At 62.2% G+C, this 20,546-nt stretch carries 25 protein-coding genes, 1 tRNA gene and 1 riboswitch; of the genes, 9 read left to right on the top strand and 17 right to left on the bottom strand.

What is annotated here, in order from left to right; genetic code table 11:
• Positions 1-314 precede the first annotated feature (314 nt).
• The 5 genes from BLW50_RS21815 (at position 315) to BLW50_RS21795 (ending at position 5,091) form a co-directional block, all read left to right on the top strand.
• Positions 315-1,553 carry an ABC transporter substrate-binding protein gene (locus BLW50_RS21815; RefSeq protein WP_090706524.1) on the top strand — a complete coding sequence of 413 codons (1,239 nt, stop codon included), beginning with the start codon at positions 315-317 and terminating at the stop codon, positions 1,551-1,553.
• Positions 1,554-1,806: 253 nt separating this feature from the next.
• The gene (locus BLW50_RS21810; protein WP_090706521.1) at positions 1,807-2,673 is read left to right on the top strand and encodes a branched-chain amino acid ABC transporter permease; all 867 of its coding nucleotides are present in this window, start codon (positions 1,807-1,809) and stop codon (positions 2,671-2,673) included.
• Positions 2,670-3,668, top strand: coding sequence for a branched-chain amino acid ABC transporter permease (locus BLW50_RS21805; RefSeq protein ID WP_090706519.1), 999 nt, complete (start codon positions 2,670-2,672; stop codon positions 3,666-3,668). Before BLW50_RS21810 ends, BLW50_RS21805 begins: the two co-directional genes overlap by 4 nt.
• Positions 3,665-4,387, top strand: coding sequence for an ABC transporter ATP-binding protein (locus BLW50_RS21800; protein ID WP_090706516.1), 723 nt, complete (start codon positions 3,665-3,667; stop codon positions 4,385-4,387). The genes BLW50_RS21805 and BLW50_RS21800 overlap by 4 nt, the downstream gene beginning before the upstream one ends.
• The gene (locus tag BLW50_RS21795) at positions 4,387-5,091 is read left to right on the top strand and encodes an ABC transporter ATP-binding protein (RefSeq protein WP_090706514.1); all 705 of its coding nucleotides are present in this window, start codon (positions 4,387-4,389) and stop codon (positions 5,089-5,091) included. The genes BLW50_RS21800 and BLW50_RS21795 overlap by 1 nt, the downstream gene beginning before the upstream one ends.
• Before the next feature lie 4 nt (positions 5,092-5,095).
• Here the strand turns inward: BLW50_RS21795 and BLW50_RS21790 are convergent, their stop codons facing one another.
• The 10 genes from BLW50_RS21790 to BLW50_RS21745 all read right to left on the bottom strand — a co-directional run bounded on the left by BLW50_RS21790 (position 5,096) and on the right by BLW50_RS21745 (position 12,950).
• Positions 5,096-5,719, bottom strand: a complete 624-nt coding sequence (locus tag BLW50_RS21790) for a thiamine phosphate synthase (RefSeq protein ID WP_244544346.1) — start codon at positions 5,717-5,719, stop codon at positions 5,096-5,098.
• Positions 5,716-6,525, bottom strand: coding sequence for a thiazole synthase (locus BLW50_RS21785; protein WP_090706508.1), 810 nt, complete (start codon positions 6,523-6,525; stop codon positions 5,716-5,718). Before BLW50_RS21785 ends, BLW50_RS21790 begins: the two co-directional genes overlap by 4 nt.
• Positions 6,485-6,697 carry a sulfur carrier protein ThiS gene (gene thiS, locus BLW50_RS21780; RefSeq protein WP_090706505.1) on the bottom strand — a complete coding sequence of 71 codons (213 nt, stop codon included), beginning with the start codon at positions 6,695-6,697 and terminating at the stop codon, positions 6,485-6,487. The genes BLW50_RS21785 and thiS overlap by 41 nt, the downstream gene beginning before the upstream one ends.
• Positions 6,694-7,893: a glycine oxidase ThiO gene (thiO, locus tag BLW50_RS21775; RefSeq protein ID WP_090706503.1), complete on the bottom strand. Its 1,200-nt coding sequence runs from the start codon at positions 7,891-7,893 to the stop codon at positions 6,694-6,696. Before thiO ends, thiS begins: the two co-directional genes overlap by 4 nt.
• Positions 7,894-7,946: 53 nt before the next feature.
• A riboswitch (TPP riboswitch) is annotated at positions 7,947-8,080 on the bottom strand.
• A gap of 28 nt (positions 8,081-8,108) precedes the next feature.
• Positions 8,109-9,083 (bottom strand): biotin synthase BioB, encoded by a 975-nt coding sequence (gene bioB / locus BLW50_RS21770; protein ID WP_090706500.1) that lies wholly within the window; start codon positions 9,081-9,083, stop codon positions 8,109-8,111.
• Entirely contained in the window at positions 9,080-9,649 is a 570-nt protein-coding gene (locus BLW50_RS21765; protein ID WP_090706498.1) for a biotin transporter BioY, read from the bottom strand. Before BLW50_RS21765 ends, bioB begins: the two co-directional genes overlap by 4 nt.
• 103 nt (positions 9,650-9,752) lie before the next feature.
• Positions 9,753-10,409: a GntR family transcriptional regulator gene (locus tag BLW50_RS21760; RefSeq protein WP_090706496.1), complete on the bottom strand. Its 657-nt coding sequence runs from the start codon at positions 10,407-10,409 to the stop codon at positions 9,753-9,755.
• Between the two features lie 82 nt (positions 10,410-10,491).
• Positions 10,492-11,184 (bottom strand): glutathione S-transferase family protein, encoded by a 693-nt coding sequence (locus tag BLW50_RS21755; RefSeq protein WP_090706494.1) that lies wholly within the window; start codon positions 11,182-11,184, stop codon positions 10,492-10,494.
• A 157-nt stretch (positions 11,185-11,341) separates the two neighbouring features.
• The gene (locus tag BLW50_RS21750) at positions 11,342-12,508 is read right to left on the bottom strand and encodes an ABC transporter substrate-binding protein (protein ID WP_090709514.1); all 1,167 of its coding nucleotides are present in this window, start codon (positions 12,506-12,508) and stop codon (positions 11,342-11,344) included.
• 366 nt (positions 12,509-12,874) lie between these two features.
• Positions 12,875-12,950, bottom strand: a tRNA-Ala gene (locus BLW50_RS21745).
• 205 nt (positions 12,951-13,155) lie between these two features.
• Here BLW50_RS21745 and BLW50_RS21740 point away from each other — a divergent pair.
• Complete coding sequence (locus BLW50_RS21740) at positions 13,156-13,452, top strand: YggT family protein (RefSeq protein ID WP_090706492.1); 297 nt, start codon at positions 13,156-13,158, stop codon at positions 13,450-13,452.
• A gap of 12 nt (positions 13,453-13,464) precedes the next feature.
• The gene (locus BLW50_RS21735) at positions 13,465-13,785 is read left to right on the top strand and encodes a DUF167 family protein (RefSeq protein ID WP_090706490.1); all 321 of its coding nucleotides are present in this window, start codon (positions 13,465-13,467) and stop codon (positions 13,783-13,785) included.
• Positions 13,786-13,850: 65 nt separating this feature from the next.
• Here the strand turns inward: BLW50_RS21735 and grxD are convergent, their stop codons facing one another.
• The 7 genes from grxD to purC form a co-directional block, all read right to left on the bottom strand.
• On the bottom strand, positions 13,851-14,192 hold the full coding sequence (gene grxD, locus BLW50_RS21730) for a Grx4 family monothiol glutaredoxin (protein WP_090706487.1): 342 nt from the start codon (positions 14,190-14,192) through the stop codon (positions 13,851-13,853).
• A gap of 83 nt (positions 14,193-14,275) precedes the next feature.
• On the bottom strand, positions 14,276-14,509 hold the full coding sequence (locus BLW50_RS21725; protein ID WP_090706485.1) for a BolA family protein: 234 nt from the start codon (positions 14,507-14,509) through the stop codon (positions 14,276-14,278).
• Positions 14,510-14,513: 4 nt separating this feature from the next.
• Positions 14,514-14,717 (bottom strand): hypothetical protein, encoded by a 204-nt coding sequence (locus BLW50_RS21720; protein ID WP_090706482.1) that lies wholly within the window; start codon positions 14,715-14,717, stop codon positions 14,514-14,516.
• Positions 14,718-14,731: 14 nt separating this feature from the next.
• Entirely contained in the window at positions 14,732-16,948 is a 2,217-nt protein-coding gene (gene purL, locus BLW50_RS21715; RefSeq protein ID WP_170850285.1) for a phosphoribosylformylglycinamidine synthase subunit PurL, read from the bottom strand.
• 39 nt (positions 16,949-16,987) lie between these two features.
• A complete protein-coding gene (gene purQ, locus BLW50_RS21710; RefSeq protein WP_090706480.1) occupies positions 16,988-17,686 on the bottom strand; it encodes a phosphoribosylformylglycinamidine synthase subunit PurQ in 699 nt (232 codons plus the stop codon).
• An 18-nt stretch (positions 17,687-17,704) separates the two neighbouring features.
• Positions 17,705-17,944 carry a phosphoribosylformylglycinamidine synthase subunit PurS gene (gene purS, locus BLW50_RS21705; protein ID WP_090706478.1) on the bottom strand — a complete coding sequence of 80 codons (240 nt, stop codon included), beginning with the start codon at positions 17,942-17,944 and terminating at the stop codon, positions 17,705-17,707.
• Between the two features lie 78 nt (positions 17,945-18,022).
• The gene (gene purC / locus BLW50_RS21700; RefSeq protein WP_090706475.1) at positions 18,023-18,787 is read right to left on the bottom strand and encodes a phosphoribosylaminoimidazolesuccinocarboxamide synthase; all 765 of its coding nucleotides are present in this window, start codon (positions 18,785-18,787) and stop codon (positions 18,023-18,025) included.
• A gap of 318 nt (positions 18,788-19,105) precedes the next feature.
• Here purC and BLW50_RS21695 point away from each other — a divergent pair, with 318 nt between their 5' ends.
• Together BLW50_RS21695 and BLW50_RS21690 are read left to right on the top strand one after the other, a co-directional pair.
• Positions 19,106-19,429, top strand: a complete 324-nt coding sequence (locus BLW50_RS21695; protein ID WP_090706472.1) for a DUF1476 domain-containing protein — start codon at positions 19,106-19,108, stop codon at positions 19,427-19,429.
• 101 nt (positions 19,430-19,530) lie between these two features.
• On the top strand, positions 19,531-20,535 hold the full coding sequence (locus BLW50_RS21690) for a tyrosine recombinase XerC (RefSeq protein ID WP_090706469.1): 1,005 nt from the start codon (positions 19,531-19,533) through the stop codon (positions 20,533-20,535).
• Positions 20,536-20,546: the final 11 nt, after the last annotated feature.

Below are 20,546 nucleotides of genomic sequence, written 5' to 3'. Positions count from 1 at the left end.
GCGACGAGCGTTTGAAACGATTGTTTCCGCCGGCGAGCGCATCTGCTCGACAAAGCCGAAAGAGCAGGCGAAACTCCGCCCAGAGCAGACGTCCGGGCGCGATACTGAACTAATTGATAAGTCCCGCTCACGGATGTTTTGCTGAAAGATTGGAGGAGACCAAGACTTTCCATCGAGGCGAAGTCCAACCGAGGCAAGGGGCCGGCCCGACACAGTGTCGCCGCTTCCATGCCATCGGCAGCCATTCGCCATCACGAACCATAATGATGCGATCAGATCGCCGCCTCGAGAGCGGCGGGGCAGGAGGATCTTCCATGTTGAATGACCGATCAAAGTTCAGCCGCCGCACCGTTTTGGCGGGCACCGCCGTCGGTACCGCGGTGCTGGCTTCCCCATCGATCCTGCGGGCGCAGGCGCAAACCCTGAAAATCGCCGTTCTGCTGCCCCGATCGGGTTATCTCGCCCAGGCCGGCCAGAGCTGCCACCGCGGCGCCCTGGTCTCGGCCCCGGTCCTGGCCGACCTCGGCTATAAGGTCGAACTGGTTCACATCGACATCGAGTCCAATCCCGATGTGGCACGCACCCAGGCGGAACGCGCCATCAACGATGGCGCCCATTGCATTGTCGGCGCCTTCGACTCGGCCGGAACCCTGGCCATCGCGCAGGTGTGCGAACAGCGTCAGGTGCCGCTCGTCGTCAACATCGCTGCCGCGCCGCAACTGACCGAACAGGGCTATAAATTCCTGGTGCGCAACTTCCCCACCGGGCAGATGCTGGTCACCGGCGGCCTGCAGCAGATCAAGGCGCTGATCGACGTCACCAAAGTCGCGCCGAAAACGGCGGTCTTCCTGCACGCCAACGACACCTTCGGCATGGCGCAGCGACAGGGCATGGACAAGCTGTTCCCGGCCGCCAACATGCCGTTCAAACTGGTCGAATCGATCGCCTACGATCCCAAGGCGCAGGACCTCTCAGTCGAAGTCACCAAGATGCGTAGTCTCAACCCGGATATTCTTCTGGTAGTGACCCGCGCCGCCGATGCGATCAAACTGGTGCGCGATGTTGTGCGGCAGAAATTCCAGCCGATGGCCATTCTCTCGCCCGGGTCGCCCGGTCTCTATGACGAAGAGTTTTTCAAGGCGCTGGGGCCGCTGGCCGACTACCACGCCTATGCTTTGCCTTGGGCCAACCCCAAGTCGAAGTCGACCCAGGCGCTGGAAGCCGCCTTCAAGAAAATGCAGCCCGATTTCCGCTTCCCCATCGAATGTTTCAACGTCGGCTTCACCTTCGACGCACTGCTCACCGCCGCCGATGCGTTTAAACGCGCTGGCACGACCAATGGCGTTGAACTGATGAAAGCGTTGAAGGCCACCAACCTGGCCGATCACGCCATGATTGGACCGCCGATCACCTTCGACGAGAAAGGCCAGAACACCAATATCCCGGCCGCTGTCGTGCAAAACCGCGGGCGCGTGCCAACCGTCGTCCTGCCGGCCGACGTGGCGACCATGACGCCGGTTCTCCCCGAGCCGCCGTGGCAGGGGCGCACCTGAGCAGCGTCGAGCCGCAGCCTCTGTGTCATCCCGGACGCGCCAACGGCGCGATCCGGGATCCAGGAGTCAAAGGCTGCGTTACTTCGAGCTATCGCCGATTGGCGTTCGCGCCTTTTGGTCCCTGGTTCCCGGGTCGCCTTCGGCGCCCGGGATGACACTCCGGCTTCGGCCATAGACTACTTGTTTCGCCTATCGCAAAGCGCCCCTTCAGGACTAAGTTATCGAGGACTCAAGATTTGAGGATCAGTACGTCATGACGGCCATCACCTTGAATATCATCGTTCAAGGCCTGCTGACCGGTCTCGTCTATGGTTTGATGGCGCTTGGCCTGTCGGTGATCTTCGGCGTCATGCGCGTCGTCAATTTCGCCCATGGCGAATTCGCCGTGGTGGCGATGTATGCCGCCTTCGTCATGTTCGAAATGCTCCATCTCGATCCGTTGATCTCACTTCTGCCAATCGCCGTGGCTTTTTTTGTCCTCGGCTATGTGTTGCAGCGAACTTTGATCAATCCGTTCATTGGCCGCGCCGAACACGAGCAATTCATCCTTCTCGTCGGACTGGCGACGGTAGTCGTCAATGGACTGCTGATTGCCTTTGGGCCGGACGCGCGGCCGGTCAATCTGTCCTATAGCTTCGACAGCTACGAGCTGGGCCCGTTGATCCTCGACAAGGTGCGAGTGCTGGCGGCTTGCGCCGCGCTCGCGGTCTCGGCGCTCCTATTTCTGTTCTTTCGCTACACGCGCACCGGAACCGCGATCCGCGCCTGCGCCGATAATCTCACAGGCGCGGCCGTTGTCGGGCTCAACGTCAAACAACTCTATGCCGTCACGTTCGGGGTTGGCTTCGTCTGCATCGGCGCCGCTGGCGCCTTGATGGAGACGATTGCCGACGCCTCTCCGAGCCTCGGCCCGTCCTACACCTTGATGGCCTTTGTCATCGTCATCATCGGCGGCTTGGGCTCCATGGCCGGCGCCTTGGTCGGCGGTGTCCTGATTGGCGTGTCGGAAGCGCTCGCGGGTTTCTTCATTCAGCCGTCGATGAAAAGCATGTTCTCCTTCGGCTTGCTAATTCTGGTGCTGATCCTGCGCCCCCAAGGCCTCATGGGGCGCCGCCTATGAATACGCTTTGGACGCAGATGCCCCGGCACGGGATATGGCTTGGTCTGCTGCTGTTGCTGGCTTTCATCGTGGCGCCATTTGTCGTCGACCGCTATCTGCTGTCGGTTCTCATCCTGGTGCTTTATTTCGCCTATCTCGGCCAGGCGTGGAATCTGCTGATGGGCTTCGCCGGCCAATTGTCGCTTGGCCACGCCCTTTACCTGGGCCTCGGCGCCTATACAGCGACGACGCTCTGGCTGCTGTTCGGCATCGGTCCCTGGATCGGCGTCTTTATTGCCATCGCCGTTGCCGCGTCAGCCGGACTGATCGTCGGCTGGCTCGGTTGGCGTTTCGGTGTCGAAGGTGTCTATTTCGCCCTGCTCACCATCGCCTTCGCTGAATTCACGCGCATCGGCTTCGACCATCTGCAAATCACGGGTGCTTCCGGCGGCCTGTTCCTGCCCGTCAGCCCAACGGCGCACGATTGGTGGAATCTGAACGGCGGCGTCGGCTTTTTCTACTATGTGGCGCTGGCGCTGGCTGTGGCGGCAACGGCGCTCGTGGCCTGGCTGCGGCAATCCCCACTCGGCTATCGCTGGCTCGCCGTGCGTGAAGATCCGCTGGCGGCGCAGGCCGTAGGAATCGATGTCTTTCGCGTGCGCATGATCGCCATGCTGATCTCCGCCGGCATGACCTCTGTCGGTGGCGTCTTTTATGGCTTCTACTATCGCAACCTGTTTCCGTCGCAGATCTTCGACATTAGCCGTTCAATCGAGCTGATTCTCGCGCCGATCATCGGTGGACTGGGAACGATCTTCGGCCCGATCGTTGGCGCCATCATTCTGACGCCCTTGGGAGAAGGCCTCACGACCTTCATCCAAAGCTCGGGCCTGAACGTTCCCGGCGCCAAATCGATCTTCTACGGCCTCATCCTCATGATCATCATTTCGCTGCGGCCCTCAGGCGTCTGGCCCTGGCTCGCCCGCTATCTTCGCCTCGACAGAGCAGGCAAATGACCGGCTTGCTCTCTGTTACCCATGTCACCAAACGCTTTCGCGGCCTGACTGCGGTAAGCGAAGTGAGCTTCGACGTAGAACCCGGCGAAATCTTCGCGGTGATCGGACCCAATGGTGCCGGCAAGACCACGCTCTTCAACATGATCGCTGGTGCCATGACGCCGGACAGCGGGTCGATCCATTTCGATGGCCAGCCAATCGATGGCCGGCGCGCCGACGAGATCGCCCGGCGCGGCATCGGCCGCACGTTCCAACTGGTGAAGCCGTTTCCCGCCCTCACCGTTGAGGACAATGTGGTGATCGGCGCTTTGCTGCATGCCAAAACGATCGGCGAAGCGCGCACCGTGGCGCGGGACATCCTGGAACAGCTCGATCTCGCCACCAAACGCATGCAAACCGCTTCGAGCCTGACTTTACCCGACCGCAAGCGCCTGGAAGTCGCCCGCGCCTTGGCGACGAAACCCAAACTTCTGCTGCTCGATGAAGTGATGGCCGGCCTGCGGCCGATGGAAACCGACCGCATCGTCTCCATCCTGCGCGATCTCAATCGCACCGGCCTCACCATTTTGCTGATCGAGCATGTGATGCGCGCCGTCACCGCACTCGCCTCGCGCATTCTCGTCCTCCAGCACGGCGCGGTGATCGCGCAGGGCGCGCCTGACACCGTTTTGCGCGAACGCGCGGTGATCGAGTCCTATCTCGGCGTGGAGGACCTGTGATGCTCACAGTCGAAAACCTCGATGTCTTCTATGGTGACGCCCAGGCTCTCGACGATGTCAGCCTCGAAGTCGAAGCCGGCACCATCGTCGCCATCGTCGGCGCCAACGGCGCCGGCAAGACTTCGCTGATCCGCACCATCGGTGGCATGATCAAGCCAGCGGACGGCCGCATCCGCTTCCACGACAAGGAGATCGCCGGCCTGCCGAGCCATCTCGTCTGCAATCTCGGCATCGGCCAGGTGGCCGAAGGGCGACAGGTGTTCCCCTCGCTCACCGTGGCAGAGAATCTCGACATGGGCGCCATGCTGCCGCGCGCGCGGGCCAGCCGCGCCCGCAATCGCGAGCGGGTCGAAGCGATGTTCCCGAAATTGTCGGAGCGCCTCGGCCAGGCCGCCGGTACGCTGTCGGGCGGCGAACAACAGATGCTGGCCATCGGCCGCTGCCTGATGGGCGAGCCAGAGCTGATCATGTTCGACGAGCCGTCACTCGGCCTCGCCCCTTCCATCGTCCACGACGTGTTGAAAGCCATCCGCGCGCTCAACGCCGCCGGCATGACCTGTGTGCTGGTCGAGCAGAATGTCGCCGTATCGCTGAAGATCGCCAACCGCGCCTATGTGCTCGAAAACGGCCGCGTCACCCTATCGGGCACCGGCGCCGAACTGCTCGCCGACGAACGTGTGCGCCAGGCCTATCTCGGGCTTTAGCGGCTTAAGACACATGCGCGCGGAAGCTGCGAACGAGTGCTGCGGGATCATCGGCGCGCATCGCCTCGCCCATCACCGCAACGCCAGCGGCCCCCGCTGCCTGACAGGCGGAAGCGCGATCCGTGGTGATACCGCCAAGCGCCAGGATCGGCAGGCCGAGCGCGCTGGCCCGCCGTAGCATCCCCGGACCCAAAGCCGGGCCGTAGCCCGGCTTGCTGGCAGTAGGGAAAATCGGGCTCAAGGTGACATAGTCGGCACCGGCCGCGAGCGCTGCCTGAATATCGGCCTCGTTGTGGGCCGAGATGCCAACCAGCACATCAGCGCCAAGCAGCGCGCGAGCCGCAGGCACGTCGTCAGTAGGCGACAGATGCACCGCTTGCGCGCCCACCTCGGCGGCGAGCCCAATATCGCCGCCAATGGTCAGCATGGCCCCTGCGACTTGCGTCAATTCATACAGACGCAACGCCAAGGCGCGGCGTTCCGCTGCGGCAAGATCGCGATCACGAAACCAGATCCAGCGCGCACCGCCAGCAAGGAGCGCCGAGATCACATCCGGCAAATCTCGTGACGCCTGATGCCGGTCGGTAACGACCAGCAATTGGTCCGGCAATCTGTTCGCAAAACTCACGAGCCCACCAATCCGAGCTGCGGGCTCGACGGCTCCGCCCGGCCACGCCGCGCGATGCGGCCCGCCTGCCGGGCGTTCCAGCCCGCCTCCACCGCGTGGCGCATGGCATGAGCCATGCGCACCGGATCGTCGGCCTTCGCCACCGCCGTGTTGAGCAAAACGCCGCTGGCGCCACACTCCATGGCGATGACCGCGTCGGACGCCGTGCCGATGCCGGCATCAACGATGACGGGAACAGGCGAACGAGCGCAGATCAGTTCGAGATTGGCCGGATTGGCGACCCCCATGCCGGAACCGATGAGCGAGCCCATAGGCATGACAGCGGCGGCACCCAGATCGGCAAGACGGGCGCAAATCACCGGATCGTCGTTGCAATAGGGCAGCACGACGAAGCCATCATCGACCAACTGACGCGTTGCTTCCAGCAGCTCGCCAACATCGGGATAGAGCGTCTCACGATCGCCGATCACTTCAACCTTGATCCAGTTGGTGCCAAGCGCTTCACGCGCCAGTTGTGCGGTGAGAATGGCATCGCGCGCTGTTTCGCAGCCGGCCGTATTGGGTAGGAAACGGCGGCCGGCAAGCAAGCGTGCCGTATCCGATCCATGACCACTCAAGGAGATGCGACGCACCGACAGCGTGACAAGATCGGCGCCACTCGCCGCGATCGCATCCACCATGATGCGCTGATTGGGATAGCCGGCAGTGCCGATGAACAGCCGCGAGGACAAAGCCACGCCGGCAATCGTTAGAACATCTTCCATATCAACCTCCCGCAAAGGCGCGGATGATTTCCACGCGGTCATCATTGGACAAAGGCGTCTTGGCCCAATCGGCCTGCCGCACCACCTTGCCGTTCAGTGCGATGGCAAAGCCCTTCGGCCCTGGCAGATCGAGTTCGGCGGTCTCCTCGTGCCAGAGCGCATCGAGTGTTTGGGCAGCGCTGTCGCGGCTCTGGCCATTAACGATCAGCTTCATGAGCGGGCTCCCACGGGTGCGAAACGGGACGGGCCGAACTCAGCGGCTGGCCCAGTGATGTGAGTGTCGATGACACACTGTTCGATCGCGACCGCTGTGACGGGCGCCAGCAGATAGCCGTTGCGGTGATGGCCCGTGGCAACGAGCAGGCCCGAGATGCCGGTATCGCCGAGGATTGGCGCATCGTCGATTGAAGTCGGGCGGAAGCCGGACCATACGGCCTCCAACGGCATTTCTTCGACAGCAGGAAGTGCGCGCCGCGCCCCTTCGAGCAAAGCGTAGACACCGCCGGCGGTGACGCTGTCGTCGAAGCCGCATTCCTCCATCGTGGCGCCGACGATCAAAGTCCCATCGCTCTTGGGCGCAAAATGAATCTGCTCGGTCCAGACCATGCGCGACAGCGGTGCTGGGCCTGACGCAGGACGCAACGCCAATGATTGCCCCTTCAGCGGCCGCACGGGAATGTCGAGGCCCGCGAGCTTTGTCCAAGCGCCCTCGGCCGCGATGACAATGCGAGAGGGGCACACGCCATACTGCGTCGCCACACCAACGGCTTTGCCGCCCGCCAACTCCAGGTGCGCCTCACAATGCTCAACAAGCTGGCCGCCCTGCGCCAGATAGGCTTGGCGCAGCGCCGCCATAACGCGTGGCGGATCGACTTGATGATCAGCGGGACAGAGAATGCCGGCGGTGACGGAAGGTTTGAGGCCCGGCTCCAGGCTCCGGCATTGCGGGCCATTGAGCCACTGCGTCTCAAGGCCGGCGCGTTGTTGCAGATCGTAGCGCATGCGCAGACGATCGACCTCCTCGCGGCCAAGCGCCACCAGCAGAACGCCATCGGCGCGATAGTCGATATCAACGCCGCCTTCGTTTTCAAGCGCGCGTGCAAAGTCGGGCCACAGCCGCTGGCTTTCCAGGGCCAAGGCCAGATGCGTCTCGCCGCCGGGTTCAAGTTCGGCGGCGGCGGCCAGCATGCCGGTGGCGGCAAGGCTCGCGCCCTGCCCGATGCTGCCGCGTTCGAACAACGTAACGTCGAGACCACGGCGCGCCAGGCGCCAGCCAATCGACAGGCCGATCAGACCACCACCAATAATGGCAATGTCAGTCGACCTCGGCACATCCTGCGCCGCAGGCGTGTTCTCATCTTGGACGTTCTGACGAAAACGCCGTAGGGTGGTGGTGGGTGGGCCTCGCATCGCAACTCCTCGGACGGCGCCGGGGAGGAGATCGAGCGCTTCGTGCGAGTGGCGAGCGGGGCGAAATCCAATCCCTACGCCGGTATGAACCGGATCAGGTTCTAAGGATTTCCGCGCGTTCATCCGGACGATGTCCGGCGTGCCAGCGGTTTCTCAGCCCCTTGCCGGGGATCTCCCTGGAATGGGCACAGTCTGAAACCACGCCCGTCGCGATGTCAAGCAGCGGGGACACTTTCCGGCTCTGCGATCGCCGCGAACAGATCCGCGTCTTCGCCAAGATCAGCATTCGGTGTCGTCAGCAGCGTGTCACCGTAGAACAGCGAATTCGCGCCGGCGATCAAGCAGAGAATCTGTGCTTCACGGTTGAGATGTGAACGACCGGCGGACAGCCGCACCGTCGATGTCGGCATCACAATCCTAGCCGTCGCCACCATGCGCACCAGTTCGAGCGGATCGATGCGCGAGCGGTGTGCCAGCGGCGTTCCCGCGACAGCCACCAGCGCATTGATCGGCACGCTCTCGGGATGTGGATCCATTTGCGCCAACACGTGCAGCATCGAAGCGCGATCGCGGATCGTCTCCCCCATGCCGATGATACCGCCGCAACACAGATCGATACCGAAGGAACGCACGGTCGCCAGCGTGTCGAGACGATCCTGATAGGTGCGCGTCGACACGATCTTTCCGTAGAATTCTGGGCTCGTATCGAGATTGTGATTGTAGGCGGTGAGCCCGGCGTCAGCGAGGCGCTCGGCCTGATGCGGCTGCAACATGCCCAGCGTCACGCAAGCTTCCATGCCGAGCGCGCGCACGCCTTTGACCATGTCGATGACCGCATCGAACTCCTTGCCATCGCGGACCTGACGCCACGCTGCGCCCATGCAGAAGCGATCCGCGCCCGCCGCTTTCGCTGTCGTCGCCAGCGCGATCACCTGTTGCGGGTTCATCAGCTTGTCGCGCGTCAGCTTCACCTCGCGGTGATGCGCCGATTGCGAGCAATAGCCGCAATCTTCCGGACATCCCCCGGTCTTGATCGACAACAGGCTCGCCCGTTGCACTTTGTTGGGATCGTGATGCTGGCGATGTACAGCATTGGCGCGGCCTACCAATTCCAGCAGCGGCAGGTCATGCAGCGCGACGATGTCGTCAACCGTCCAATCGTGCCGGATCGTTTCATCCGCGGCACTCATGAACGTTTATCCCGCAAGCGCGCGAAGAGAGCCGGCAACAGACTGCAGCCAGCAGCGACAAGAGCAATCTTGACGAGATCGCCGAGTAGAAACGGCGCGACACCGACGGCGAACAGTTGACCGGCGGGCACATAGACCGCGAGCCAGGCGACGCCAAGGGCATAGACCACCGCCAGCCCGGCGAGCATGGCCGCGAAACGACCCAGCGTGCCTTTGCCGGAGGCGAGCCGGCCGACAAGGCCAGACGCCAAGAGATAGCCGGCGAGATAGCCGCCGGTGGGACCTGCCAGATAGGCGAGCCCGATGCCACGTTCCGGCGAGCCTGCAAAGACCGGCAGGCCGGCGGCACCCGCCGCCAGATAGGCCAGGAAAATCGCGACGGCGCGGCGCGGCGCGAAGGCGACCGCGAAGCCCATCACCGCCAAGGTGTGCAGGGTCATCGGCACCGGCCAGAACGGAACCTGCACCTTGGCAGCCAAGGTCATGACGGCCGCACCAGCGACCACGGTGAGAGGGAAAGACCAGACGGCGCGGCTTTCGACCGGCCGCACACCAATGTCATGCATCGCTACTCTTCCATCGCAAAATTATAGATAATTTTCTAACTCTATCGCTAAAAGAGTCCACAGACGGCGAGGAATTGCAAGAGCTTGGCCGCAGAGGCCTTCATCAGCTGCGCGCGGTGGAGCGCAAGCGACTGGTTTGCCAGGGCTTCTGGCCGATCGTTTGGACATGTCGGCCAAGCACCAATCCGGCCGTCTCCACCTGCCCGGCCCGCAGCGCAGTGAGAATCGCCCGATGATCCCGATCGGTCGGCGCCTCCCATTCGGCCCGCCAACCTGAAAACAGGAAGCGGGCGCTGGCAGTGTGCAGGTCGTCGATCGCCTTCAACAGGCGTGGCATAGCGCAGGGCGTCAGGATGAGGCGGTGGAAATGCCGGTTAGCCTGCTCCCAGGCCTGCACATCGGTGGCCTTGTCGCCGGCCCGCGTCGCCTCTTCCGCCTGATCTAACAAAGCCTTAGTCAGATGCGGCGCAGCATGACGCAGCGCCAGCACTTCCAGCGCGGCGCGCATTTCCGCGACCTCCTTGACCTCTTCGACGGTGAAACCAGCCACCCGAACGCCCCGGCGCGGCTCGCTGACGACGAGCCCCTGCGCCTCGAGACGGCGAAAAGCTTCGCGTACCGGCACATGGCTGGCGCCAAATTCCTCGGCAATATGGTCTTGGCCGAGCCTCACGCCCGGCGCGATGGCGCCCGCGATAATGCGCTCGGCCAGTACCTTGCTGATCCGCACCGCGAGCGTGTCGTCTTTGGCTGTCGTCATCTTTTATAGATAATTCGGAGACCCCGCCGATAGCAATCGCGCGTTACGGGCGTCCACCGTCACCGCGAAAGCCAGGCCCCGCTCAAGCCGCCGCGACCGCATCTGGCGCAATGAATTGCGCCAGCCATTTCTGCCGCTGCTTCAAGACAGACCGGTACGTAGCCTCGAATTCCGCCGCCGGAAAAGAATGCGTCGACGGGCGCGCGACGAGCGCCTGGCCCCAGGCCTGCAGACGCGGGAACTTTTCGATGACGCCGATCGGCTTGATCCGATCGAGGAAAAAATATCGCTGCAGAAACGGCGCATAGGCCGCATCGACCAAGGAATAGCGCACACCGTTGAAGAAGGGCCCATCTCCCTGATTGCCAAGCGCATCGTCCAGCCGCTGGAACGGCACCGAAAGATCGCGGACGTTTTGGGTGTAGTCCGCCTCGCTCGCGGCATAGGCGAGGCTGGTCACGGCGCTGGCGAAGGTCGGCAGATAATCTGTCCAGGCACGATTGAGCGCGCGCACCACGGGATCGTCGGGGTGCAAGCGCGGCGCGATCGTCTCGTCGAGATATTCGGCGATCGCGTTGGATTCAAACAGCGACACCTTATCGTCGATACGCAGCACCGGCACTTTTTTGTGCGGAGAAATGGCCAGGAACCAATCGGGTCGATTGTTCTGATCGATATGGGTGAATTCGAATTCGGCCTTCTTCTCGCGCAAGACGATCGCCGCCCGCTGCACCCATGGGCATGTCTTGAAGCTGACCAGAAGATATTTCGTCATTGGCGTTTCCTCAGCGCTTCCTCGGCCATGTTCCTGGCCTAGGAACGCACCGAGCAGTCTGACTCATCGAACGCCCTGAGACAATTCCCGGTGGCAGGCACGACGATGCCAAGAGTATCGCCGCCTGAAGCAAAGGCTCCAGGCAGCGAACAGCGCGTTACGGCTTGCACTGCTCGGCGAAGGGATCGACATAGTTCGACAGGATCGTGCCCGTCGTCTTCAACGTCGGCGCGCCGTTCGCGTCTTTCTCCACGATCATGGCATACCAGTTCTGAACCGGATGCTGATTGACGCCGAACTTGAAAGAACCGCGCACCGATTCAAAATCAGCTTGCAGCATCGCGGTGCGGAATGCGGCTGCGTCATCAACCTTGCCGCCAGTCTTGCCCAGCGCCGCGCCGATGGCGCGCGCCGTGTCATACCCCTGTGCGGCATACATCGTCGGCACGCGGCCATAGGCCTTGGTGAAAGCGGCGACAAAAGTCTTGTTAGCGGCGTTGTCGAGATCGGTATTCCAATTTCCCGAGACGTTCAGTCCGAGTGCCGACTCGCCGACAGCTTTCAGAATCGCATGATCCATGGACGGCTCGGCGATCACCATCGGAATCGTCCCCAACAGGCCAGCTTGCTGATATTGGCGCAGGAACGCGATGCCGAGACCGCCGGGCTGAAACTGGAATACCACATCGGGCTTGGCCGCGCGGATCTGCGCCATCTCGGCGGCGAAATCGGTCTGATCGAGGCGCGTATAGATTTCGCCGATGACCTGACCTTCGAAGAAACGCTTGAAGCCAGTGATCGCATCACGACCGGCGGCATAGTTCGGCGCCAGAACAAAAGCGCGCTTGTAACCAAGCTGCGTGGCATTGCGCCCAGCGCTGCCCTGCATCGTGTCGGTGAGCCAGGACATCACGAAGTAGTTGCGATGACACTCGCGGCCAGCGAATTCCGAAGGGCCGGCATTTGGACTGATGACGATGCCACCCGCATCGAGAACATCGGGCACGACAGCGGAGGCCACATTGGAGAAGACCAGACCGCTGATCAGCTTAATCTTATCGACCGTCATCATCCGTTCGGCGATCTGCTTGCCTTGGCCAGGCTTGAGACCATCGTCCTCGACAACCATCTCGATCGGCACGCCGCCGAGCTTGCCGTCGGCCATGTCGACAGCGAGCTTGAAGCCGTCGCGCACGTCCTGCCCCAGATAACCCGCAGGCCCCGACAGCGTCGTGATCATGCCGATCTTGACGGGCTGCTGCGCGAGGACCGCCGTCGCCAGAAACGACGCTGCTAGTCCCAAAAGCAATCCACCACGTTTCATCCTGGACTCCTGATTTTCTTTGATCTCTTCTTGGACGACGGGCCGCAATGAGTGCGCGTAAATGCACGCACATGCCGACACGAAACACGCGGCATTCGCCCGAAGTGTCGAGGACCATGAAGTCCGCGAGAGCACCCGAGAATTCAACATATTCGTATGAATTCAGATATCACGGCAATTAATCACGGCTTGCCAGCCAGCCCGAGTCAGGTGGGCGAGAAGGAGAGACTCCTCCGGACGTCAACAGGGGCACCTCGTCGAGACAGCCTCGTAAACGGATCGCAGCAAATACTCGACCCACCAGGCACGCCTCGACCACCGTCGACGCGGCCGCAGCCGAAATTCTCTCTTCTGTTTTATGGGGCTTGGTGGAGCTGAGGGGATTCGAACCCCTGACCTCTGCAGTGCGATTGCAGCGCTCTCCCATCTGAGCTACAGCCCCGGATCTAGGATCCAGCGGCCGTGGTTTACGGCCCGGCTGGCGCACTGTCAACGCAAGACTGGCAAGAATGAGGCGCTAACACAGGGCGGTGGGCGTCCGGCGCGGACATTGCCAAGCCAATCCTTGCAAACGCCCCTCAAGCCATTCCCCAATGGGAAAAAATGCTCTAAACCGGCGCAGTGATCCTCTTGCAGCCGGTGGGCCTATGCGTGCGATTCTGGACGTTATTCTGCTTGTCCTTGATCTCTATACGTGGGTGATCGTCGTTTCGGCGGTCCTGTCCTGGTTGATCGCCTTCAACGTGATTAACTATCGCAATGATTTCGTGCGGGCGATCTGGTCGGCCCTGACCGCCGTCACCGAACCGCTGCTGCGTCCGATTCGCAATATCCTGCCCAATATGGGCGCGGTCGACCTGTCCCCGGTCGTGCTGCTGCTGCTGATCTTCCTGCTGCAGCGAATCATCGCCTATTACATCTACCCGTCCTTCATCGGCATGTGACTGGGCAAGTGATTGGGCGCCGCCCGGCCTTGGACGCTGCGTGACGGCGAAGTGCTGCTCTCGGTGCGACTGACGCCGAAAGCGGCGCGCGACAATATTGACGGCAGCGCTACCCTGGCGAACGGTTCGACGGTCGCGAAAGTCCGGGTCCGCGCGGTGCCTGAAGACGGCAAAGCCAATGTGGCGCTGATTCGGCTGGTGGCTGAAACACTCGGCCTGCCGCGCTCGGCGGTGAGCCTGCGCAGCGGCGCCACCGCACGCAGCAAGGTGCTGGCGATTTCAGGCGATGTTCAAGAGATAGACAAAAAGCTGACGGCCCTGCTGTCCAAATAAGAGAATCTAAGCAAAATCACGTTTCTACCGAAACGTGATTTGCTCTAGACCCTCAGGCAGGAAGTTTAGGAGTTGGCCGCCTCGGACACCGGCACGCCATTGTCCTTGAAATGCGCGGCAAGCTCGCCGGCCTGGAACATTTCGCGGATGATGTCACAACCGCCGACGAATTCGCCCTTCACATAGAGCTGCGGAATGGTCGGCCAGTTGGAGAATTCCTTGATGCCCTGGCGGATGCCTTCGTCGTCGAGCACGTTGACGCCCTTGAAGGGGACGCCCAGGTAATCGAGAATCTGCACAACCTGGCTGGAGAAACCGCACATCGGGAATTGCGGCGTGCCCTTCATGAACAGCACGACGTCGTTGCCGGCGATTTCCTTGGCAATCTGTTCCTGCGCATTGGCCATGGCCAAATCCTTTCAAAACGGAGGTCAAGGCTCCGCTGTCATTTGCCTATATAGACGCTCCGCAGAGCCCCTGCCAGAGGGTGCTAATCCGGGACGCTCGTCTGCAGGGCCAGGGCATGCAAGACGCCGCCCATCTGGCCTTTCAGCGCCGCATAGACGATCTGGTGCTGCTGGACCCGACTCTTACCCTTGAAAGCGGCCGAAACGACCGTGGCGGCATAATGGTCGCCGTCCCCGGCCAGGTCCTTGATCTCGACCTGGGCATCCGGCAGCGCCTCCCGGATCAGCCGTTCGATCTCATTCGCCTGCATCGCCATGGTCTTACCCTTTCAATCCCGCCGCGGTGGCCGCGACAGCCGCTTCGACCCGCTCGGCGATATCCTTGGCCGCCTCGACGCATTGGATCAACGCCCCGGTGCCCAGAACCACCGTGCTCTTCCTCGGTTCGACATATTGCACCGCCACCACATCGGCGGCGCGCAGATAATTGATGCCGCCCAGCGATTTCACCTCGATGAAGACCATCCGCAGCTCCTGTGTCAGGCCTTGCCGACGTAATCCGGCAGCCAGCTCTCATGCGACCGTTGCATCGCCCGGACGGAGAGCGGGGCAGCGCCGGGCAGGGCCAGAACATTGCCTTCGGTGCGACCAATAACCGCAAAGGGCACGCCGGCGGCGCGCAGCTGCGCCTCGACATCCTCAAGGTTGGGCGTCTGGCAGGCCAGGAGATAGCGCCCCTGGTCTTCGCCAAACAGCCAGCCGGTGAGCGACACACCCTCGGCCGGATCGGCGATCGTCGCGCCGACACCGTAAGGCAGCGCCATTTCCGCCAAGCCAAGCGCCAGGCCACCATCGGAGAGATCGTGGCAGGCGGCGATCAGCCCAGTACCAATCAGGGCCCGCACCGCATCGCCATTGCGGCGCTCGGCCGCCAGGTCGACCGGCGGCGGCGCGCCCTCGGTGCGGCCGCAGACATCGCGCAGATAGATCGACTGACCGAGCCAGCCCTGGGTTTCACCGATCAGCAGGATGGTTTCGCCAACCGAACGGAAGCCAATGCCGACGGTCTTCGTCACATCAGCAACTAGTCCAACGCCACCAATGGACGGTGTCGGCAGGATGCCGCGCCCCTGAGTCTCGTTGTAGAGCGAGACGTTGCCCGAGACGATCGGGAAGTCGAGTGCCCGCGCCGCTTCGCCGATGCCGCGCACGCAGCCAACGAACTGGCCCATGATCTCGGGCCGCTCCGGATTGCCGAAGTTGAGATTGTCGGTCAGCGCACGTGGCAGCGCGCCGGTCGCAGTCAAATTGCGCCAGGCTTCGGCCACCGCCTGCTTGCCGCCCTCGAACGGATCAGCCTCGCAATAACGCTGCGTCACGTCGGTGCACAGCGCCAGACCCTTCGGCCCATCGCCAAGACGAATCACCGCCGCGTCACCACCGGGCTGCTGCACGGTGTTGCCGAGAATGAGATGGTCATACTGTTCCCACACCCAGCGCTTCGAGCACTGGTCGGGCGAAGCCAGCAATTGCAGCAGCGCCTGATCATGCGGCATCGGCGCATTGATCTGCGCCGCGTCGATGACCGGCAGCTTCGGTGTTTCCACATGCGGCCGATCATAGAGCGGCGCCTCATCGCCGAGTTCCTTGATCGGCAGATCGGCTTTCACTTCGCCTTGATGCTTGATGACGAAACGCAGCGTGTCGGTGGTCTTGCCGATCACCGCGAAGTCGAGGCCCCATTTGCGGAAGATGGCTTCGGCCTCTTCTTCCTTGGCGGGATCGAGCACCATGAGCATACGCTCCTGGCTCTCCGACAACATCATCTCGTAAGCGCTCATGCCTTCTTCGCGGCACGGCACTTTATCAAGATCGAGTTCGATGCCGAGATCGCCCTTGGCACCCATCTCGACCGCCGAAGAGGTGAGGCCCGCCGCACCCATGTCCTGGATGGCGATGACGCAGCCCTTGGCCATGATCTCAAGCGTTGCTTCGAGCAACAGCTTTTCCGAGAACGGATCGCCGACCTGCACCGTCGGGCGCTTCTCGTCGCTGTTCTCGTCGAATTCGGCTGAGGCCATCGTCGCGCCGTGAATGCCATCGCGCCCAGTCTTGGAACCGAGATAGACAATCGGCCGGCCGACGCCCGTCGCCTTGGCGTAGAAAATCTCATTCGCCTTGGCGATGCCCACCGCCATGGCGTTAACGAGGATGTTGCCGTCATAGCGCTTATCGAAATTCACCGACCCACCGACCGTCGGCACGCCGAAGGAATTGCCATAGCCGCCGATGCCGGCGACCACGCCTTCAAGCAGATGACGCGTGCGCGGATGATCGGGCGAACCGAAGCGCAGTAGATTGAGACAAGCCACGGGCCGCGCGCCCATGGTGAAGACGTCGCGCAGAATGCCGCCAACGCCAGTCGCCGCGCCCTGATAGGGCTCGATGAACGACGGATGGTTGTGGCTTTCCATCTTGAAGATACAGGCATCGCCGTCACCGATGTCGATGACGCCCGCGTTTTCGCCCGGCCCCTGGATCACCCACGGCGCCTTCGTCGGCAAGGAACGCAGATGCAGGCGCGACGACTTATAGGAACAATGCTCGTTCCACATCGCTGAGAAAATGCCGAGTTCAGTTATCGTCGGCGTGCGCCCAATCAGAGCGAGAATGCGCTCATATTCATCGGGTTTCAGCCCATGTTCAGCAACAAGGGCCGGCGTGATTTCAGGTTCGTTACGATGCACTGGTTCCATCCGGTTACGGACCGCGCGAGAAAGAAACGGCGGCACGCCTCATGCGGCGCGCGCGCCGAACGCGCCAAGACTTTCGAACATGCCGCGGCCATCGATGCCGCCGACAAGAGAATCGATCAGGTTTTCCGGATGCGGCATCATGCCGAGCACATTGTGCTTCTCCGAATAGATGCCGGCGATGTCGTTCATCGAGCCGTTCGGATTACCCTTGCCGCCAACATGGCCGGCCGCATCGCAATAACGGAAGGCCACCCGGCCGTCGCCTTCAAGCGCCACGAGCGTCTGCGTATCGGCAACATAATTGCCTTCGCCATGGGCGATGCAGACCTTGATGATCTGATGGTGACCATAGGCATTGGTGTAGGGCGTGTCATGACGTTCGACGCGCAGGTGCTGTTCCTTGCAGACGAATTTCAGATCGCGATTGCGCATCAGCACGCCAGGCAGCAGGCCGCTCTCGCACAGAATCTGGAAGCCGTTGCAGATGCCCAGCACCAGGCCGCCGCGTGCCGCATGGGCGCGCACCGCGTCCATGATATTGGCGCGGCCGGCAATGGCGCCGCAGCGCAGATAGTCGCCATAGCTGAAGCCGCCGGGCACGACGACGAGATCGGTACCTTGCGGCAGATTATGTTCGGCGTGCCAAACGATGGTCGGCTTGACGCCGGCCTGCGCCAGCGCGCGCGCCACATCATTCTCGCGATTGATGCCCGGAAACAGAAGGACGGCGGCTTTCATCGAAAGATCTCCATCGCCTCAGAGAATTTCGACGCGATAGTTCTCGACCACCGTATTGGCGAGCAGCTTCTCGCAGGCGTTCTTCAACGCCGCCTCGGCGCCAGCTTTATCGGCCGTGCCCAGCTCGATGTCGAATACTTTGCCTTGCCGCACGCTGTCGACACCATCGATGCCGAGCGAACGCAGCGCGCCCTCGATGGCTTTACCCTGCGGATCGAGAACGCCCGTCTTCAACGTGACGGTGACACGCGCTTTCATTCTTTGCTCCAGATCGCGACCTCCGCCGACAACGGCAGAGGCCGACACAGTTCTTACGGAAAGGCTATTATAAAACGACTATTCAACCAGTTTGGGACCAGTGGGACGCGCCGCCTCGTTGTCGTTCATGATGCCAAGCCGACGGGCGACTTCCGTATAGGCTTCAACAAGCCCGCCCATGTCGCGACGGAACCGATCCTTGTCCAGCTTGTCGGACGACTTGATGTCCCACAGCCGGCACGAATCCGGCGAGATTTCATCGGCGACGACAATGCGCATCATGTCACCTTCCCACAGCCGGCCCGTCTCCATCTTGAAATCGACGAGACGAATGCCGACGCCCAGGAACAGGCCCGACAGGAAGTCGTTGACGCGGATGGCGAGGCCCATGATGTCGTCGATTTCCTGCGGCGTCGCCCAGCCGAAGGCCGTGATGTGCTCTTCCGACACCATCGGATCGTTGAGCTGGTCGTTTTTATAATAGAATTCGATGATCGAGCGCGGCAGCTGCGTGCCTTCCTCGATCCCCAGGCGCTGCGACAGCGAGCCGGCGGCGACATTGCGCACGACGACTTCGAGCGGAATGATCTCGACCTCGCGAATGAGTTGCTCGCGCATGTTGAGCCGGCGGATGAAATGCGTCGGCACACCGATCTCGTTCAGGTGCTGGAACACATATTCCGAGATACGGTTGTTCAACACACCCTTGCCGTCGATCACTTCATGCTTTTTGGCATTGAAGGCGGTCGCGTCGTCCTTGAAATGCTGGATCAGCGTGCCTGGCTCTGGCCCTTCAAAAAGAACCTTGGCCTTGCCTTCGTAGATGCGGCGTTTGGATTTCATCGACGTTACCGTGGTTTGAGGATCGGCATCCGATTGACGGCCTCGGGAGCGGGTCGTCCGGCTTGCGGACCGCACCGGCCAGACAAATGATTCGGCCCTTCGCTGAACGTTCCGGAGCGGGCTTCCTCCTATCCCGTCCCGCTGCTCCTGACAATCGCCAGCTGCGCGCCAAAGCCCTTTCTTGCCCAGCAAATTGCCGCGCCTGAAACAGCTCGCCATCAAGCACCCGGCCGCCGGGGCGCACTTTCAATCGTCACGGCCGCGCCTTATATGGGGACCGCTAAATCACCCCGCCAACCCCCGAGAGGACCCCCAGGTATGAGCAGCTTTGACAAGCGCGAGGAAGGCTTCGAGAAGAAGTTTGCCCACGATGAGGAGCTTCGCTTCAAGGCCAATGCCCGGCGCAACAAGCTGCTCGGTCTTTGGGCTGCCGAAAAACTCGGCAAAACCGGCGACGACGCCGACCTCTATGCCAAGGCCGTGATTGTCGCGGATATCGAAGAAGCCGGCGACGAGGACGTTTTCCGTAAGCTGCGCAAGGATTTCGACGCCGCCGGCGTGCAGCAGTCCGACCACCAGATCCGCCGCACCATGGACGAATTGTTCGCCCAGGCCATCGAGCAGATCCAAGCGGGCAAATAAGCCCTTTAAAGTCGGCCCCTTCAAATAGATCCCCCTGGGGGTCTCCCAGGTTCCGCCTCGCCTGAAACCGAAAATTAGCCGGCCCAGGCGAGGCTGGACCCATGACCGATCAAATAACAACCGACACGACGGCGGCCAACTCCCCCGCCGCCTTTTCAGGCCTTGTCCTGCCCGGTGCCGACGCGGCCTTCGCGGCCGAGGTGCGCCGCTGGCTGACGGCACTGGCCACCGAGCGACGGCTGGCCGACCATACGCTCACCGCCTACGGACGCGATCTCAGACAATTTATCGCCTTCCTGCAGGACCATTTCGGCGAGCCGGTGTCGCTACCCCTGTTCGCCGCCCTGGCGCCGGCTGACCTGCGCAGCTTCATGGCCAGCCGCCGGTCCACCGGCGTCGAAAGCCGCTCGCTGCTGCGGGCGCTCGCCGGCCTACGCTCCTTCGCCCGCTTTCTGGAAAAACACGGCAAAGGCTCTGCTTCGGTTTTCTCTTTGGTGCAGACCCCGAAAATCGCCCGCTCCCTGCCCAAACCGGTGTCTCCGGCCGCCGCCCGGGGCATGACCCAGACCGAGAGCCGGGCCGGCGACACGCGCCCAGCGTGGATATTGGCACGCGACGCCGCCGTCCTCGCCCTGCTCTATGGCGCGGGCCTGCGCATTTCCGAGGCCTTGTCGATCCGCCGCTCCGAAGCGCCGGTCGGCGCCGTCGACCAGCTCACCGTCACCGGCAAAGGCCGCAAAACCCGCATGACGCCGGTCATCCAGCCAGTGCGGCAGGCGGTCGAAAATTATCTGGAGCTTTGCCCCTTCTCGCTGCCGGCAGACGGACCTCTGTTCGTTGGCGCCAAGGGTGGCCCGCTGTCGCCGCGTATCATCCAGCTTTGTGTCGAACAGCTGCGCGGCGCGCTCGGCCTGCCGGACACGGCGACGCCCCATGCGCTGCGCCATTCCTTCGCCACCCATCTATTGTCGCGCGGCGGCGACCTCAGATCGATCCAAGAATTGCTCGGTCACGCCTCGCTCTCGACGACACAGATTTACACCGCCGTCGACACCAACCGGCTGATGGATGCTTGGCGCAACGCCCATCCGCGCGCCAGTTCATAACGGTTTAGAAT

It is taken from the genome of Beijerinckia sp. 28-YEA-48 (assembly GCF_900104955.1).
In the GTDB taxonomy this organism is placed as follows: domain Bacteria; phylum Pseudomonadota; class Alphaproteobacteria; order Rhizobiales; family Beijerinckiaceae; genus Terripilifer.
Note: the sequence above shows the minus strand (reverse complement) of the source record. Positions and strands in the feature narration are given on the sequence as shown.